This is a genomic window from Pseudomonas sp. LFS044 (assembly GCF_047978245.1).
In the GTDB taxonomy this organism is placed as follows: Bacteria; Pseudomonadota; Gammaproteobacteria; order Pseudomonadales; family Pseudomonadaceae; genus Aquipseudomonas.
This window is the reverse complement of the sequence record NZ_JBFPFX010000032.1, coordinates 1-15,752: the sequence shown is the minus strand read 5'-3', so window position 1 is coordinate 15,752 and position 15,752 is coordinate 1. Positions and strand designations below refer to the sequence as shown.

At 60.9% G+C, this 15,752-nt stretch carries 12 protein-coding genes and 1 pseudogene; 8 read left to right on the top strand and 5 right to left on the bottom strand.

Annotated elements, in window-relative coordinates; genetic code table 11:
• Window positions 1-82: 82 nt before the first annotated feature.
• From ACNQPL_RS22530 to ACNQPL_RS22500, 7 genes are all read left to right on the top strand, one after another.
• A complete protein-coding gene (locus tag ACNQPL_RS22530) occupies window positions 83-2,638 on the top strand; it encodes a type VI secretion system Vgr family protein (RefSeq protein WP_346613056.1) in 2,556 nt (851 codons plus the stop codon).
• Window positions 2,635-4,659, top strand: coding sequence for an effector protein Tle3 domain-containing protein (locus tag ACNQPL_RS22525; protein ID WP_346613055.1), 2,025 nt, complete (start codon window positions 2,635-2,637; stop codon window positions 4,657-4,659). The genes ACNQPL_RS22530 and ACNQPL_RS22525 overlap by 4 nt, the downstream gene beginning before the upstream one ends.
• The gene (locus tag ACNQPL_RS22520) at window positions 4,656-6,338 is read left to right on the top strand and encodes a type VI lipase adapter Tla3 domain-containing protein (protein ID WP_416467943.1); all 1,683 of its coding nucleotides are present in this window, start codon (window positions 4,656-4,658) and stop codon (window positions 6,336-6,338) included. The genes ACNQPL_RS22525 and ACNQPL_RS22520 overlap by 4 nt, the downstream gene beginning before the upstream one ends.
• A gap of 2 nt (window positions 6,339-6,340) precedes the next feature.
• Window positions 6,341-6,610 carry a PAAR domain-containing protein gene (locus tag ACNQPL_RS22515; protein ID WP_346616241.1) on the top strand — a complete coding sequence of 90 codons (270 nt, stop codon included), beginning with the start codon at window positions 6,341-6,343 and terminating at the stop codon, window positions 6,608-6,610.
• 50 nt (window positions 6,611-6,660) lie between these two features.
• Window positions 6,661-8,277: a type VI lipase adapter Tla3 domain-containing protein gene (locus tag ACNQPL_RS22510; RefSeq protein WP_416467942.1), complete on the top strand. Its 1,617-nt coding sequence runs from the start codon at window positions 6,661-6,663 to the stop codon at window positions 8,275-8,277.
• A 2-nt stretch (window positions 8,278-8,279) separates the two neighbouring features.
• Window positions 8,280-8,549, top strand: coding sequence for a PAAR domain-containing protein (locus ACNQPL_RS22505; RefSeq protein ID WP_346613053.1), 270 nt, complete (start codon window positions 8,280-8,282; stop codon window positions 8,547-8,549).
• Between the two features lie 107 nt (window positions 8,550-8,656).
• A complete protein-coding gene (locus tag ACNQPL_RS22500) occupies window positions 8,657-9,160 on the top strand; it encodes a hypothetical protein (RefSeq protein WP_416467941.1) in 504 nt (167 codons plus the stop codon).
• Between the two features lie 42 nt (window positions 9,161-9,202).
• On the opposite strand, the pseudogene ACNQPL_RS22495 reads toward ACNQPL_RS22500, so the two are convergent.
• The 4 genes and pseudogenes from ACNQPL_RS22495 to ACNQPL_RS22480 form a co-directional block, all read right to left on the bottom strand.
• Window positions 9,203-9,424 (bottom strand): annotated as a pseudogene (locus ACNQPL_RS22495) (transposase domain-containing protein); the annotation flags it as partial.
• A 198-nt stretch (window positions 9,425-9,622) separates the two neighbouring features.
• A complete protein-coding gene (locus tag ACNQPL_RS22490) occupies window positions 9,623-11,158 on the bottom strand; it encodes a DHA2 family efflux MFS transporter permease subunit (RefSeq protein WP_346613051.1) in 1,536 nt (511 codons plus the stop codon).
• Complete coding sequence (locus ACNQPL_RS22485) at window positions 11,155-12,348, bottom strand: HlyD family efflux transporter periplasmic adaptor subunit (RefSeq protein ID WP_416467940.1); 1,194 nt, start codon at window positions 12,346-12,348, stop codon at window positions 11,155-11,157. The genes ACNQPL_RS22490 and ACNQPL_RS22485 overlap by 4 nt, the downstream gene beginning before the upstream one ends.
• Window positions 12,349-12,378: 30 nt before the next feature.
• Window positions 12,379-12,852 (bottom strand): MarR family winged helix-turn-helix transcriptional regulator, encoded by a 474-nt coding sequence (locus tag ACNQPL_RS22480; RefSeq protein WP_387529624.1) that lies wholly within the window; start codon window positions 12,850-12,852, stop codon window positions 12,379-12,381.
• A 260-nt stretch (window positions 12,853-13,112) separates the two neighbouring features.
• Between ACNQPL_RS22480 and ACNQPL_RS22475 the strand changes: the two genes are divergently transcribed.
• Window positions 13,113-14,120, top strand: coding sequence for a FecR family protein (locus ACNQPL_RS22475; protein WP_416467939.1), 1,008 nt, complete (start codon window positions 13,113-13,115; stop codon window positions 14,118-14,120).
• A gap of 4 nt (window positions 14,121-14,124) precedes the next feature.
• Here the strand turns inward: ACNQPL_RS22475 and ACNQPL_RS22470 are convergent, their stop codons facing one another.
• A complete protein-coding gene (locus tag ACNQPL_RS22470; protein WP_346613047.1) occupies window positions 14,125-15,444 on the bottom strand; it encodes a Na+/H+ antiporter family protein in 1,320 nt (439 codons plus the stop codon).
• Window positions 15,445-15,752: the final 308 nt, after the last annotated feature.

The following is a 15,752-nucleotide window of genomic DNA, read 5'->3' as shown; positions in this document are numbered from 1 at the left end:
CTATGGCTCGACGCGTTGCGTCGGGTTTTGTCGCAACCTGTGATAGGTTGCGCAGCTTGTTTTGCCAAGGAATTCAACGTCAATGGAATTGACGAGTATTTTTGCACCCCAGAACCGCCGTCTGATCAAACTCACTACCCCTATTCAGGATGACCAGGCGTTATTGCTGGAGCATTTCAGCGGCAATGAAGGGTTGTCCACGCTGTTCAGCTTCGAGCTGGCACTGATCAGCCAGGATGCCAGGCTCGAACTCAAGTCATTGATGGGGCAACCCGCCCATCTGGAGATCGAACTGGCCGACGGCGGCACCCGCCACATCCATGGTCACATCACCCGGTTCAACCTGCTCGGCAGTGACGGTGGCCTGGCGCGTTACAGCGCGACCCTGAGCCCATGGCTATGGATGCTGTCGCGTCGTGTGGATTCGCGGATCTTTCAAGAGAAGACCGTTGAAACGGTCATCCGCAGGGTGTTCGAGCATTATGGTGGGTTGCGCGAATACGAGTTTCGCCTGCTCAGGCCGCTCAAGTCACACAGCTACATCACCCAGTACCGCGAAACCGACCTGGATTTCGTGTTGCGCTTGCTGGAGCAGGACGGCCTGTTCTTCTACTTCGATCATTGCAAGGACGGCCACAGCCTGATCATCACGGATCGATCCCAAGGCCTGGAAGCGCTGCCCGAACAACCGCAGATCCGCTACCACAGCGCCTTCGTCACCGAGACCAGTGACTCGATCACCCAGTGGCGTAGTCACCGGGCCTTGCAACCGGGCAAGATGGCCATCCAGACCTTCGATTACAAGCAGCCAAGAAATCCATTGTCCATCCACATGGACAGCCTGAATGAACAGGGCGACGTCCCGCCCTACGAGGTCTATGATTTTTTCGGTGCCTACAGCCATGGCCTGCACGACGAGGGTGAGTCCCTGGTCCGTCGCCACCTGGAGATCATCGAAGCCCAAGCCAAGACCTTTACCGGCACCAGCAACTGCCGGGCCATGCGGCCGGGCTACAGCTTCGAGCTGACCCAGCACTTCGACCATGAAGGCGGCGCAACAGATGATCGCCAGTTCCTGCTGGTGTCGGTCGAGCACCGCGGGCGTAACAACTACTTTTCGGATGAGCCGGCAGGTTACGACAATCAATTTGTCTGTATTCGCCAGCGCATCCCTTATCGCCACCCGATCACCGTGGCGCGCCCCACCATCAATGGGCCGCTCAGTGCGATCGTGGTCGGGCCGGAGGGGGAAGAAGTCTTTACCGACGAACTGGCGCGGGTCCAGGTCAGGTTCCATTGGCAGCGCGCAAGCAGCCTGCCGCAGGGCACCACCTGGGTGCGGGTGGCGATGCCCAGCGCCGGCAGTGGCTTCGGTCATCAGTTCTTGCCACGTATCGGCCAGGAAGTGTTGGTCACCTTCCTGGCAGGTGATATCGACCGCCCCGTGGTCACCTCGGTGCTGTACAACGCCGACCAAACGCCGCCGCGTTTCAGCAAAGCCTCCGGCCTGCCCGGCAACCGTGCGCTTTCCGGCATCCAGACCCAGGAGCACAAGGGCCGTGGGTTCAACGAGCTGTTGTTCGATGACACACCGGGCGCCTTGCGGGCCCGCGTCGGCACCACGCACCAGGCCACAGCACTCAACCTGGGCAAGCTCACCGAGCCACGCACTGATGGCCAGGCCAAGGCCCGTGGCAACGGGGCCGAATTGCGCACCGACGCCGCGATTGCCCTGCGTGCGGCCCAAGGCATGTTGCTGACCACCTATGCACGCCAGGACGCCACGGGGGCGCAACTGGACCGCGAAGAGCTGCTGACGCTGCTGGCCGAGTGCGGGGCGCTGTTCAAAAGCCTCGGGCAAACCGCTGCCGCACGAGGCGGGGCAGCGGTAAACAGCGAGGGCATCGACGCCTTGAGCCAGGCGCTGAAACAGTGGCCAACGCCCGACAGCGACAGCCCGGGCAAGCCAGTCATGGCCGTTGCGGCCGAGGCAGGTATCACCAGTGCCACACCGCGTTCGCAAATCCACTATGCCGGTGCTAACCACGACACCACCGCCCAGGACCACCTGCAGTTGACCAGCGGCGCGGCCATGCGCCTGCAAGCCGGCAAGGGCATCGCTGCCTTCGCCCAGGACGAGGGTATCAGTGCTATCGCCAACCGCGGCAAAGTGCTGGTCCAGGCCCAGGAAGACGACATCACCGTCAACGCACAGAAAAACCTGCACCTGTCGGCCGCCGAAGGCGAGGTGGTCGTCACCGCGCCAACCATCCGCCTGGTGGCCGATGACGGCAGTTACATCAAGATCGGGGGCGGCGTCGAAATCGGCAGCCAAGGCAAGGTGATCGTCCATGCCAGCGAGCATGACTGGGTCGGGCCCAACACCGACAGCGCCCAGGTACCGGCATTCACCCGCGACCCGGCGGCGCAACGCCTGGCTTTCCACTACCCGGGGCACGCCGACGACAGCGTGCGAATGGCCGTTGACCACGCCTACCAGATCAAGCTCGAAGACGGCAGCACTGTACAAGGCCTGACCGACGCCAGCGGGCTCACCGAACACGTCGAGCGCGAAGCGATGCACCAGGCACAAGTGGCTGCCCTGCGCAGCACCGGCAGCAAAGGAGGCAGCCAATGAGTGGCGATCAAATTACCGTGGCTGAAAGTGTCACCCGGCTGGTACCCAACTTCAGTACCGAACGCAAAATGGAGGTGCCCGCCGACCTGCCAGGGGTGGTGATCTTCTTGCACGGCGTGAATGACCCGGGGGCTTCATACGAGTCGGTAGAGACGGGGTTGTGCCAGGGGGTGAATGAGCGATTGGATCGGCCTGATCTGAAGGCGGGGCGGTATGGGACTGATTACAATGCTGCGAAAGTTATCCCGATTGAGGAACGCGGTGAGGATCACAAAGCCACACTCGACGATCCAGATACGTACCTTTATCAGCGAGACGCGGACGATCCCAAAACCCGCAGCCTGATGATCCCATTCTACTGGGGCTATCGCGCCGAGCCTGGCGAGATCAAGCGCGATGAAAATAACGATCCGACCAAACTGCGCGACCAATACCAGGACGTCTTCGAGAATCGTCTGGACCGGCACTTTGCCAAGGGCGGCGGTTTTTTCGCCAACGCCACCAACAACCTGCTGGAGATGTACGGTAAAGGCTTTGCCAAGCTCCTCCGGATATTTGCGCAACCCTCGCTATCCAACCCTCAGTACATGGGAAAAGGGCCGCATCGGCGTTACTTTGTGTTGGCGGCGACGCGACTGGCCATGCTGGTCAGTGAGATCCGTCGCATATCGCCTGATGAAACCATTACCATCATGGGCCACAGTCAAGGCACCTTGATTACCCTGCTGGCCCAGGCCTTGTTGATCGATAAGGGCCAACGCTGCGCCGACACAGTCATCATGGTGGACACGCCTTACAGTGTCCTGCCCAAGGCCACGCCCAAAGGCCATGACACACTCGCGACGCTGATCAACATCGCCACGGCGGTCACCCAGGCACCTCATACCCAGCCGCCGCTGTCCGCACTCAGGGACAACAAAACCTACGGCGGTCGCACGGGCCCAAAGTGGTCGCCCACACAGGGCACGCGCAAGGACAAGGTCGGCAACATCACCGTTTTTCCAGAGCGTGATAATCGCGGCAAGGTATACCTGTACTTCAGTCCGGACGACACCACTGTCGCGCTGGACGACGTCCAGGGCATCGGTACCTATGGCGTGCCCAACGCCTTGCCTGACGGAAGACCAGCGATGGCGGCGTTGCAGGCCTTGCGCTTTTACCAGCGCATGTGGACCAAGCGGTATCGCAACGGCGAGCCGGTGCTGGTCGGTGACGCCATACAACAAACAGTGCTGCGGGCGCAGGGAGAGCCCCGATACCCAGGCGGCTGGTCAGGGGCCGCAGTGGTCTCGCAAGCGCCTATAGCAAAAGGTGAAGAACGCCTGATCAATGCCGAATCCTTGAACCCACCCCACGCGCCTCAGATGTTCGGCGGTGAGGCGGTAACCGGCACCCCCACCCAGGCAGGTATGGACGGCCCCGATGACGTCAGCATCCGCTCTGCGTTGGGCAACCCGATGGCCGAGTTCAAATCGATCAAGGTCCGTACCAACCCTACCCGGGTCGACCGGGAAGAAGAACGTGCTCGGTGGAACGCTGGCAAAGAGCCCGGCGATCAAACAGCAGCCATACGCCAAGAACCCGTGTCGGGTAATCCGATGCTGAAGACCCAGGATCATTACGTCATTTTCCGTGAAGAAACGCCTAATGAAATCCAGGCCCGGATGCCCACAGATCCGGATGAAATGGACCCTAACAGCTATCATTCGGCGGTTTTGCGCAGCCCGGAGAACCAACGCTGGGTAACGGCGATGGACATTGCGATTGGCCAGGCGCACAGCCTCGATGATCCGGCTATGCGGGAGGTGTTGGTTGCGATTGCGGATTGGAAGATGGACAAAAAAGTCTTTCAGATAATCAAAGAATTACCAGCTTGGGCGTGCCTGAGCAGGGAAGCTCAGGCATTGGTGACTGCCAGTAGTAAGTATTATCAACGGGGGGTGTTCCCGTCTGCTGAACTGGTCTCGCTAACGCCACCGTCCTTGCTAGCCGATGCACCTGTAAAAGGAGATGGCCGATGAAGGACTTATCCCCTTCCCCTAAGTCACGGCCCAACTTGAAACCTTATCAACTGATCGCCGGGGTGCTCATTGTGCTCTGGCTTAGCTTCATCTGGGTCGTCCAACTCAAAGCACAGGAAGCCGACATGGTACTTCGCGACATGAAACCCGTCATGGCCTGGGGCATTGCCGCTATCGTCGGCTTACTCCTGGTGATATTTAGCACTCACTGGTGGGGCAATGCCTTGGCAAGTGAGAAAGCAGAGCTTGCCAATTATCGAAACCAGATAGAGCTCAGAAACGCCGAACACCAGGCTATCCAAGCCCGCACCTACGCCTTGGAAATTCGGGGAGTTGGACTTGGAATTTACACAGACGGCCAGTCCAAGATCTGGCAGTTCATCAAAAAGAAGAACGACAACTTCGCTTCGATCTACTCGCAGGATGCGAAAGACTACAATCCGTCATTAACCTCCAGGAGAAACTCTGCAGGCATCAAAACCCGTATCGCATTCAAGAATTCGGCAGGTGAATCAGTGGCGTACTGGCCAATCCCGGTGTTTGCGCTTGGGCCGCCCGACCCCTACGCCAAAGGGTACAGAGCAGCAGGCCTGATCAATGAAGGGCGTAATGCTGCGACCTTGGGCGTTACCCAGTTTCTCTGGCAAGACGATGAAAACACTACCCATGCGCAAGGCATGATCGAGCGACTGTTCATGTTCTTTGACGATAACCCCAAGGTGCCACAGGCCTTGATCGCGAGCCAGGATGGGGATGTTGCGCGGGACCCTTATCGCAAACCGGGCACACCGGGATTGCAAAATGGCCACGTGGTACCGACGATCTACGAGAATGCGACTGGCCTGCTGGTCACGCGCTCGGACCGAGTGGATCGCTACATTCGCCCCTTCGTCACCCGTGACGCCGAGGACAACCAGGACAAAAAAACTGATTTTGGCAAGTTGTGGGCGTTTTATTGGAACCGGGACAGGGCATTTATAGACTGGTATGAAGCCGCCGAGCTCGCCAAAGGCACCGAAGTCTCGGAAGACCCGAGCACCATGTCCACCGCCTACTGGCAATCGCAACTACCTAACTTGTGGAAAACCCTCAATAACCGCGGCCCAGGCCATTTCGAACCGTCCCCGTGGCTGCCCGTACGTTGGGCCGAACACCAACTGAAAGAGTTCGACGCCGCACCAGTGCTGGGCTACCTGCACCGTCCAATCAAGGTTTCAATGCAGGACGAACACGGCAAGCGCCTCAAACCCGCATTGCAGGCCAAGGCCTTGCAAGCCGGTTGGCTCAAGGCTCTCGACACCCTGCCCGCTGGGCATAAGCCGGTGCGAGTGTTCTACGACACCACTAACAACGCTGAAGCGGAAATCGCCCTGACCAATGCCTTGCACAGCCTCAATACCGATGGCCAAGGCCTGGACCTGGGCAATGTCGAAGAGGGCTACGACATCGGTCGACGCCTGGGCAATACCGGCGTCAGCGGCGCACTGGTGGAAATCAACCTGGCCACCATCGCCAGCTACCACGACGGCGGTGCCAGTGCCGTGGTGTACGCCGGCAGCGACGGCAGCCTCACCGTGCAGATGATCAGCCCGCCGGATGAGGCACGCAAAGCGAAGAACCAGCAGAACCGCGGCGCTGACCCCTTCAAGTATGGCCTCCCAAGCGCCGGACGATCCTAGGCATGAGCTCTCCCATCTGCCTGGGCGACCCCACTAGCAGCGGGGGCAGCGTGCTGTCATGCCAGCTGGCTGGCACCCACACCATCAACGGTAAAACGCCAGCGGTGCTGGGCGACAAGGCCAGTTGCCCGCTTCACCAAGGGGTTTTTGCCTTTGTCGAAGGGCACCCTCGCCGACGCCTGAATGGTAAGCCTGTGGTGCTGCAAGGCCATCGGCTGGCATGCGGGTGTCATGGTGTGGCCAACCATGCGCTGAATGTGAGCGTCGAGTAGTCACGAGCTGCGGACCGCCCAACCTCAAACCTCATCAGCGGATCGCCAGAGTGCAGCTTGTGCTCTGGCTCAGCTTCATCTGGATTGTCCAACTCAAAGCACAGGAAACCGGCATGGTACTTCGCGACATGAAACCCGTCATGGCTTGGGGCATTGCCGCTATTGTCGGCTCGCTGCTGGTTATCTTTGGCACTCACTGGTGGGGCAATGCCCTGGCAAGTGAGAAGGCAGAGTTTGCCAATTATCGAAACCAGATAGAGCTCAGAAACGCCGAACAACTGGCCACGCAAGCACGGATCTACGCCTTAGAAATTCGCGGATTGGGACTTGGAGTTCACACTGACGGCCAGTCCGAAATCTGGCAGTTTATCCAAAAAAAGAACGATAATTTCGCTTCGATCTACCCGCAGGACGCGAAAGATTACGATCCGTCATTAGACACTAGGCGAATCTCAGCAGACATCAAAGTCCGTATCGCATTCAAGAATTCGGCAGGTGAATCAGTGGCGTACTGGCCAATCCCGGTGTTTGCGCTTGGGCCACCCGACCCCTACGCAAAAGGGTACAGAGCGGCCGGCCTGATCAATGAAGGGCGTAATGCTGCGACCTTGGGCGTTACCCAGTTTCTCTGGCAAGACGATGAAAACACTACCCATGCGCAAGGCATGATCGAGCGACTGTTCATGTTCTTTGACGATAACCCCAAGGTGCCACAGGCCTTGATCGCGAGCCAGGATGGGGATGTTGCGCGGGACCCTTATCGCAAACCGGGCACACCGGGATTGCAAAATGGCCACGTGGTACCGACGATCTACGAGAATGCGACTGGCCTGCTGGTCACGCGCTCGGACCGAGTGGATCGCTACATTCGCCCCTTCGTCACCCGTGACGCCGAGGACAACCAGGACAAAAAAACTGACTTTGGCAAGTTGTGGGCGTTTTATTGGAACCGGGACAGGGCATTTACAGACTGGTATGAAGCCGCCGAGCTCGCCAAAGGCACCGAAGTCTCGGAAGACCCGAGCACCATGTCTACCGCCTACTGGCAATCGCAACTACCTAACTTGTGGAAAACCCTCAATAACCGCGGCCCAGGCCATTTCGAACCGTCCCCGTGGCTGCCCGTACGTTGGGCCGAACACCAACTGAAAGAGTTCGACGCCGCACCAGTGCTGGGCTACCTGCACCGTCCAATCAAGGTTTCGATGCAGGACGAACACGGCAAGCGCCTCAAACCCGCATTGCAGGCCAAGGCCTTGCAAGCCGGTTGGCTCAAGGCTCTCGACACCCTGCCCGCTGGGCATAAGCCGGTGCGAGTGTTCTACGACACCACTAACAACGCTGAAGCGGAAATCGCCCTGACCAAAGCCTTGCACAGCCTCAATACCGATGGCCAAGGCCTGGACCTGGGCAATGTCGACGAGGGCTATGACATCGGTCGACGCCTGGGCAATACCGGGGTCAGCAGCGCACTGGTGGAAATCAACCTGGCCACCATCGCCAGCTACCACGACGGCGGTGCCAGTGCCGTGGTGTACGCCGGCAGCGACGGCAGCCTCACCGTGCAGATGATCAGCCCGCCGGATGAGGCACGCAAAGCGAAGAACCAGCAGAACCGCGGCGCTGACCCCTTCAAGTATGGCTTGCCAAGCGCCGGACGATCCTAGGCATGAACCATCCGATCTGCCTGGGCGACCCCACCAGCAGCGGGGGCAGCGTGCTGTCATGCCAACTGGCTGGCACCCACACCGTCAACGGCAAAACGCCAGCGGTGCTGGGCGACAAGGCCAGTTGTCCACTTCACCTAGGGGTTTTTGCCTTTGTCGAAGGGCACCCAAGCCGACGCCTGAACGGTAAGCCTGTGGTGCTGCAAGGCCATCGGCTGGCATGCGGGTGTCATGGCGTGGCCAGCCATGCGCTGAATGTGAGCGTTGTGTAGTCACAAGCCTCGCACCCCCAACCGCAAACCTCATCAGCTGATCGCCAGAGTGCTAATGGTGATGGCTTACACCCTGAGTCAAATCACATCCACAAAGGACTTTTTTCATGCGTAAATTTCTCCGTTTGCCAGTCTCGAAAGTAACCCGTATGACGCTTCTTTCGCTCATTGCACTGACCTTTGGCACGACAGCAACGGCGGCTGATTACGCCTGTGACGGATTTGTCGGTAGTTTCTCCAATCGTCCCGATAATCTTCGTCCCGAGAATGAAGCAACCGTGAAAATCGTTAAAGATGGCAACGGCTTTGCAATTATTGTCCAAGGTGACTCACCTGACGACTGGGAGCGCATGCCGCTGAAGGTTGGCGTACCCGAATATATACAGAATGAGATGCTCGCGGAGGGAAAAAAAATGACTCCGCTAACGTGCGCATTATCAGCTGATGGGGTTTTACTCTGGCAGTTTCCGGCCGGTAGCCCAGACAACCCTTCTGAGAGCAAAAGCCGCAACCGCTCCCAGTACCCGCAAAAGACCCCTTATATTATGATCGTCAACGGGGGAATGGCTGCTGGGGAAACTGGACTATACCGAGTTAGAACAGAGGATTAATCCCGCCTAGGGTAAGCGTCCGCCCAACTCACCTTGCGTAAGTTAGGCAGGCACCCACTGATGCGGCAATAGTTGCCCGATCTCACTGGCCCGCTGTGTTGGCAACCGCGTGAGCACATGTTTGAGATAGGCATACGGATCATGCCCATTCATACGCGCCGACTGGATCAAGCTCATGATTGCAGCCGCCCGTTTACCACTGCGCAGCGACTCGGCACACAGCCAGTTCGAGCGCCCGAGTGCCCATGGCCGTATCTGGTTTTCGGCGATAAAGGTGATCGCGGCCGCTTAAAAATACGCGGACACCATCGCCCTTGAAGCTGGAGTTCGGAAGGTGAGTTCGCCGGACGCTTACGCACCCACCCCTAGCGGTGGGCTTGGCGGTCTTGCCGCCGGTGAGATCGAGCGCCGCGCGGGCGGCGCTCGTTCTCACAGGCGCCTAAGCGCCCAAGGCGAACTCGCTCAATGCCCCGCCGAAGCCGGCCCCGCCTTCGCCGTAAACGGCGGCTTGGCAAACCACACCAACAGAATCAAGCCGGCAAACACCCAGCCCATCAAGGTGAAGTAATCCACCGTCGACATCATGTATGCCTGCCCATTGAGTATCTGCTCCAGCTGCGCATAACTCTGCGGGCTGGCCCCGCCCAGTTGCTCCAGCGTGTGCCGCGTTGCCGGGTCGTACTGGCTGATGTGCTCACTCAGGTACGCATGGTGCTGGTCCGCCCGGCGAATCCAGATCCACGTGGTCAACGACGCCGCAAAACTTCCCCCCAGCGTACGCAAGAACGTCGCCAGCCCCGAGCCATCGGCAATCTGCTGCGGCGGCAAGTCCGAGAGCAGAATGCTCAAGGTCGGCATGAAGAACAACGCCACGCCAATCCCCATGAACAGCTGCACCAGGGCAATGTGCTGGAAATCCACCTCGTTGGTGAACCCCGCACGCATGAAGCAACTGGTGCCGATCGCCAGGAAGGCCAGCCCCGCCAGCACCCGCAAGTCGAAGCGATGCGCGTATTTGCCCACGAACGGCGACATGATCACCGGCAGCAAGCCGATCGGGGCCACCGCCAGGCCCGCCCAGGTAGCGGTGTAGCCCATCTGCGTCTGCAACCACTGCGGCAGGATCAGGTTGATGCCGAAGAACCCCGCATAGCCGCCCACCAACACGATCGTGCCGATGCGGAAATTGCGGTGCGCGAACAGCCGCAGGTTGACCACCGGGTGGCGGTCGGTCAGCTCCCAGATGATGAAGATCGCCAGGAACACTACCGAGATCAAACTGCCGACAATGATGAACGACGATTCGAACCAGTCCAGGTCATTGCCTTTGTCGAGCACCACCTGCAACGCGCCCACCCCGACGATCAACGTCAGCAGGCCGATGTAGTCCATCGGCTGGCGGCTGGTGACCACCGGGCGCGTGCGCATTTGCTGGCGCACCACGGCAGCGGCGAACAGGCCGATCGGCACGTTGATGAAGAAGATCCAGGGCCAGCTGTAGCTGTCGGTGATCCACCCCCCAAGGATCGGCCCGGCAATCGGCGCCACCACCGTGACCATCGCCAGCAAGGCCAGCGCCATCCCCCGTTTGGCTGGCGGATACACGGCAATCAGCAAGGTCTGGGTCATCGGGTACAGCGGCCCGGCCACCACGCCCTGCAATACCCGAAAGCCGACCAGCTCCGGCATCGACTGGGCGATACCGCACAAGAACGACGCCAGCACGAACAGCAGCGTGGCCCAGATGAACAGCTTCACCTCGCCGAAACGCCGGCTGAGCCAGCCGGTCAGCGGCAAGGCGATGGCGTTACTCACCGCAAACGAGGTAATCACCCAGGTGCCCTGCTCGTAACTCACGCCCAGGTTGCCAGAAATGGTCGGCAACGCCACGTTGGCGATCGTGGTGTCGAGCACCTGCATGAAGGTCGCCAACGACAGGCCGATGGTGGTCAGCAGCAGGCTCGGCGGGGTGAACTGCGCCGCAGCGTTGTTGCTCATCGTTGCGCCGTCTTGCCGGTGGCACTGTTCTGGTGGATCAGCCGGGCGATCAGCTCATCAGCCTCGACCAACTGGCGGTCGTACACCTGGGTGGTGTAGCTGGCCTGCTGCGGTGGCTGTTGGGCCAAGGCCCGGCCGCTCTGGTCGTGCAGGTCGACCTCGACCACAGTGGACAGGCCGATGCGCAGCGGGTGGTCCTTGAGCTGGTCAGGGCTGAGGTGAACGCGCACCGGCACGCGCTGGACGATCTTGATCCAGTTGCCGGTGGCATTCTGCGCCGGCAGCAGGGCGAAGGCGCTGCCGGTGCCAGCGCCAAGGCTGTCCACCGTACCGCTGTACTTCACCTCGCTGCCGTACAGGTCGGCGCTGATTTCCACCGGCTGGCCGATGCGCATGTCGCGCAGCTGGGTCTCTTTGAAGTTGGCGTCGATCCACACCTCGTCCAGCGGGATCACCGCCATGGTCGCGGTGCCGGGCTGCAGGCGCTGGCCAAGCTGCACGGTACGCTTGGCGACGTAGCCGGTGACGGGCGCCACCAGGGTGGTGCGGGCGTGGTCGAGGTAGGCCTGGCGCAGGTCGGCGGCGGCGGCCATGACTTCAGGGTGCGATGAGACCACCGTGTCATCGACCAGCGCGGTGCTGGTGTTGAGCTGCTGCTGGGCGCTGTTGACGGCGGCCTGGGCCACGGTCAGGTCATCGCGGGCATGGGAGATTTCTTCAGCGGCAATCGCGCCGCTGTCGGCCAGCACCTTGCGCCGGTTGTAGTTCTGCCGGGCTTTCTGCAGCTCGGCCTGGCGCGTCTGCAGCTGCGCCTTGAGCGAGTCGACATTGCTGTACAGGCCACGCACCTGGCGCACGGTGCGCGCCAGCTTGGCCTCGGCGGCCTGCAAGGCCACCTCGCTGTCGGCCGGGTCGAACTGCAACAGCACCTGGCCTGCGTGCACCAGGTCGCCGTCATCGGCGCCAATACTGGTGACGGTCCCGGTAACCAGGGGTGTGATCTCCACCACGTTGCCGTTGACATAGGCATCGTCGGTGCTTTCGTGCCAGCGCCCGATCAGGCTGTACCAGGCCCAGGCGCCAGCGCCGGCGAGCAGCACCACCAGCAGCAGGCCAAGCAGCCAGACTTTGCGCTTGCGCGACGGTTCCGGTGCGGCGGAGGGGGTTGAGGTGTCTGCGGGAGTAGCCATGGCAATACCTTGGAAAATGCGTAACAGGGATCAACGATCGCCGAAGCGGCGGATCGTCAGAGGGTCGCCGGCACCGAGCAGGACCTTGGCCAGCAAGCTTTCGAGGGCCTTCAGTTCGTCGGGCTGGAGCACGCCGACCAGTTCGTTCATCGCCGCCGCGCCAATCTCCGGCAAGCGGTCGGCCAGACGCTGGCCATCGGCGGTCAGGGCCAGGCGAACCTGGCGGCGGTCGTCGGCGCAGCGGTTGCGCAGGATCAGCCCCTTCTGCTCGAGGCGGTCGAGCATGCGGGTCATCGAACCGCTGTCCAGGCCCAGGTAGCGGCACAGTTCGGCCGGTGTATCCACCTGGTACTGGGTGACGATGATCAGCACCTTGAACTGCGCGGCGGTGACGCCCTCGGATTCCAGGTGCCAGTCGAGAATGCGGTCCTTGAGGATCGCCGCGCGGCCCAGCAGCATGCCGATGGCGCAGGACTGGAAGTTTTCCGGGGTGAAATGGGACATCGGCATCGGCTCGGGCAATTGTGTAAAAATATTACTGCCTAGGCAGTGAATGTCAAAGCTTTCATTAGGGGGCTATGCAAAAACCGTGAGCATTGCCCTCCATCGCGGGCTGGCCTGGGTACAAGGGCGCGAAGCGTTCTCAAACGCTGAATATCGGTTGCGAAACCGACGAAAAACACAGCTAACTGATAGTCATTCGCCATTACGTCGGTTCTCGGCAGCCTCTTGCAGGGGTAGAATGCGCAAAACCCGGAGCCGCAATGAACCACGACCGCCTCAACCCCAGCCCAGACGATGCCATCACCGACGCCGCCGCGCATTGGTGCATGCGCGTGCATGCCGACGATTGCACGAAGGTCGAGCGCGAGGCATTTGCCCGCTGGCTGGCGGCGGACGAGCGTCACGCCCACGAGTACCAGGTGATGCTGGAGATCTGGCAAACCGCCGACCTGCTGCCGCGCAACGCCACGGTCATCGACTTCAACCCGCCTGCGCGCCAGGTGGCGCGGCCACGCAACTGGCGGCCAACGGCCTGCGCCGCGGCGATTGCCCTGCTGGTGCTGCCCTTGGCTGGCTGGATGGGCTGGGAGCAAGGTTGGCTGCCGAACCATTACCAGCACTTCGAAGCGGGCAATCAGGCGCAGACCGTGCAGTTGAGCGACGGCAGCTCGGTGCAACTCAACCTCAACTCCGAACTGACCTACCTCAACTACAAGGACCGGCGCCAGGTCACCCTCAAGCATGGCGAAGCGTTCTTCAAAGTGCAGCACGACAGCGCACACCCGTTCATCGTCCGCGCCGGCCACGGCCAGACCCGCGTCACCGGCACCCAGTTCAACGTTTGGAAGTATCAGGACCAGGTCAAGGTCACCCTGGTGGAAGGCTCGGTGCTGGTCAGCAGCGACGGCAACTCGGGCGGTTACCGCCTGGGGCCGGGCATGCAGGCCAGTTATCGCACCGGCGACTTCGAGCCGCACCTGGCCGAGAGCGACGATTACAACAACAGCCTGGCCTGGCGCAGCGGCAAGCTGGTGCTCGACAACCTCAGCCTCGATCAGGCCTTGCCGGTGATCAACCGCTACCTCGCTGCGCCGCTACTGCTGGCCGATGCCAGCACCGGGCGCATCCGCATCAGCGGCGTCTACAACACCAACGAAGTCGCCCGGCTGGTGGACAACCTGCCCAAGGTGCTGCCGGTCTACTTGACCCGCAGCAAGGACGGCAGCACCGTCCTCAACAGAATTTCCCCCCCGCCCGACAAGGGCTGAGGCCTCACAGCGTCATCGCCGCCAGCCAGCCGAATGCCAGCAATGGCAGGTTGTAATGGATGAAGGTCGGCACCACGGTGTCCCAGATGTGATGATGCTGGCCGTCGACATTGAGCCCGGAGGTTGGCCCCAGGGTCGAGTCCGATGCCGGCGAGCCGGCATCACCCAAGGCACCCGCGGTGCCGACGATGCACACCGTGGCCACCGGGTCAAAGCCCAACTGCACGCACAGCGGCACGAAGATCGCCGCCAGAATAGGCACCGTCGAGAACGACGAGCCGATACCCATGGTCACCAGCAACCCCACCAGCAGCATCAGCAAGGCACCGATGCCCTTGCTGTGGTTGATCCATTGCGCCGAAGTTTCGACCAGGCTCTTGACCTCCCCGGTGGCTTTCATCACATCGGCAAAGCCCGAAGCGGCGATCATGATGAAACCGATCATGGCCATCATCTTCATGCCTTCGGTGAACAGGTCATCGGTGTCTTTCCAGCGCACGATGCCGGACAACGAGAAGATCAGAAACCCGACCATGGCGCCGATGATCATCGAGTCCAGCCACAGCTGCACGATGAACGCCGAGGCGATTGCCAGCCCCGCCACCAGCAGGGTCAGCGGGTTGTACGCCACGCTCACCTGCTCCACCTGCTCGATACGCGCCAGGTCGTAGTCGCGCTTCTTGCGGTAGCTGATGAACACCGCCATCAACAGCCCGACCAGCATGCCCGCCGCCGGAATGGCCATGGCATGGGTGACGTTGACGCCACTGATGTCGACACCGGCGCGGGCGACATTGGCCAGCAGGATCTCGTTGAGGAAGATGTTGCCAAAGCCCACCGGCAGGAACATGTACGGGGTGATCAGGCCAAAGGTGATCACACAGGCGATCAACCGGCGGTCGATGCGCAGGCGGGTCAGTACGTACAGCAGCGGCGGCACCAGCAGTGGGATGAAGGCGATGTGGATGGGCAGGATGTTCTGCGACGACACCGCCACCACCAGCATCAGGCCGATCAGCAGCCATTTGACCTTGCCGCCGTTGGCGTGGCCCTGGCGGTCGATCATGGCCAACGCACGGTCGGCCAAGGCGTGGGCAAGGCCCGATTTGGCGATGGCCACGGCAAAGGCGCCAAGCAAGGCATACGACAACGCCACCGTGGCACCACCGCCCAGGCCACCGTTGAAGGCCTTGAGCGTGCCTTCTATACCCAGGCCACCGACCAGCCCCCCGACCAGGGCGCCAATGATCAGGGCGATGACCACGTGCACCCGCGACAGGCTGAGTATCAGCATGATGCCGACCGCGGCAATCACTGCATTCATGGTTTGGCTTTCCTCGTAGCTGCAGGCAAAAAAGCGCGCACTCTGACGCAGTGGGGTACAGATGTCAAAATTGCCATGTCGCGGCAGATTACGCGGGGGCTGGATTTTAAATTGAATGGTTGAATAAAGAAAAAAGAGGGGTGGCCGATATAGGGGCGTGGCTTAGAGGTGCCTGCCTTGAGGTTTGCAGCGCTCTGGAGATCGAGCGCCGCCCGCGCGGCGCATCGCGGGCAAGCCCGCTCCTACATTTGTTGCAACGCGCCGTTCCAGTCAGGCCATGGTTGTCCGCCTTGGCGCATGACTGAAGA

Excerpts from the sequence above, each read along its gene's own strand:
- ACNQPL_RS22530 (WP_346613056.1), top strand. The coding sequence starts at position 83 with ATGGAATTGACGAGTATTTTTGCACCCCAGAACCGCCGTCTGATCAAA.
- ACNQPL_RS22525 (WP_346613055.1), top strand. The coding sequence starts at position 2,635 with ATGAGTGGCGATCAAATTACCGTGGCTGAAAGTGTCACCCGGCTGGTA.
- ACNQPL_RS22520 (WP_416467943.1), top strand. The coding sequence starts at position 4,656 with ATGAAGGACTTATCCCCTTCCCCTAAGTCACGGCCCAACTTGAAACCT.
- ACNQPL_RS22515 (WP_346616241.1), top strand. The coding sequence starts at position 6,341 with ATGAGCTCTCCCATCTGCCTGGGCGACCCCACTAGCAGCGGGGGCAGC.
- ACNQPL_RS22505 (WP_346613053.1), top strand. The coding sequence starts at position 8,280 with ATGAACCATCCGATCTGCCTGGGCGACCCCACCAGCAGCGGGGGCAGC.
- ACNQPL_RS22500 (WP_416467941.1), top strand. The coding sequence starts at position 8,657 with ATGCGTAAATTTCTCCGTTTGCCAGTCTCGAAAGTAACCCGTATGACG.
- ACNQPL_RS22490 (WP_346613051.1), bottom strand. The coding sequence starts at position 11,158 with ATGAGCAACAACGCTGCGGCGCAGTTCACCCCGCCGAGCCTGCTGCTG.
- ACNQPL_RS22485 (WP_416467940.1), bottom strand. The coding sequence starts at position 12,348 with ATGGCTACTCCCGCAGACACCTCAACCCCCTCCGCCGCACCGGAACCG.
- ACNQPL_RS22480 (WP_387529624.1), bottom strand. The coding sequence starts at position 12,852 with ATGTCCCATTTCACCCCGGAAAACTTCCAGTCCTGCGCCATCGGCATG.
- ACNQPL_RS22475 (WP_416467939.1), top strand. The coding sequence starts at position 13,113 with ATGAACCACGACCGCCTCAACCCCAGCCCAGACGATGCCATCACCGAC.
- ACNQPL_RS22470 (WP_346613047.1), bottom strand. The coding sequence starts at position 15,444 with ATGAATGCAGTGATTGCCGCGGTCGGCATCATGCTGATACTCAGCCTG.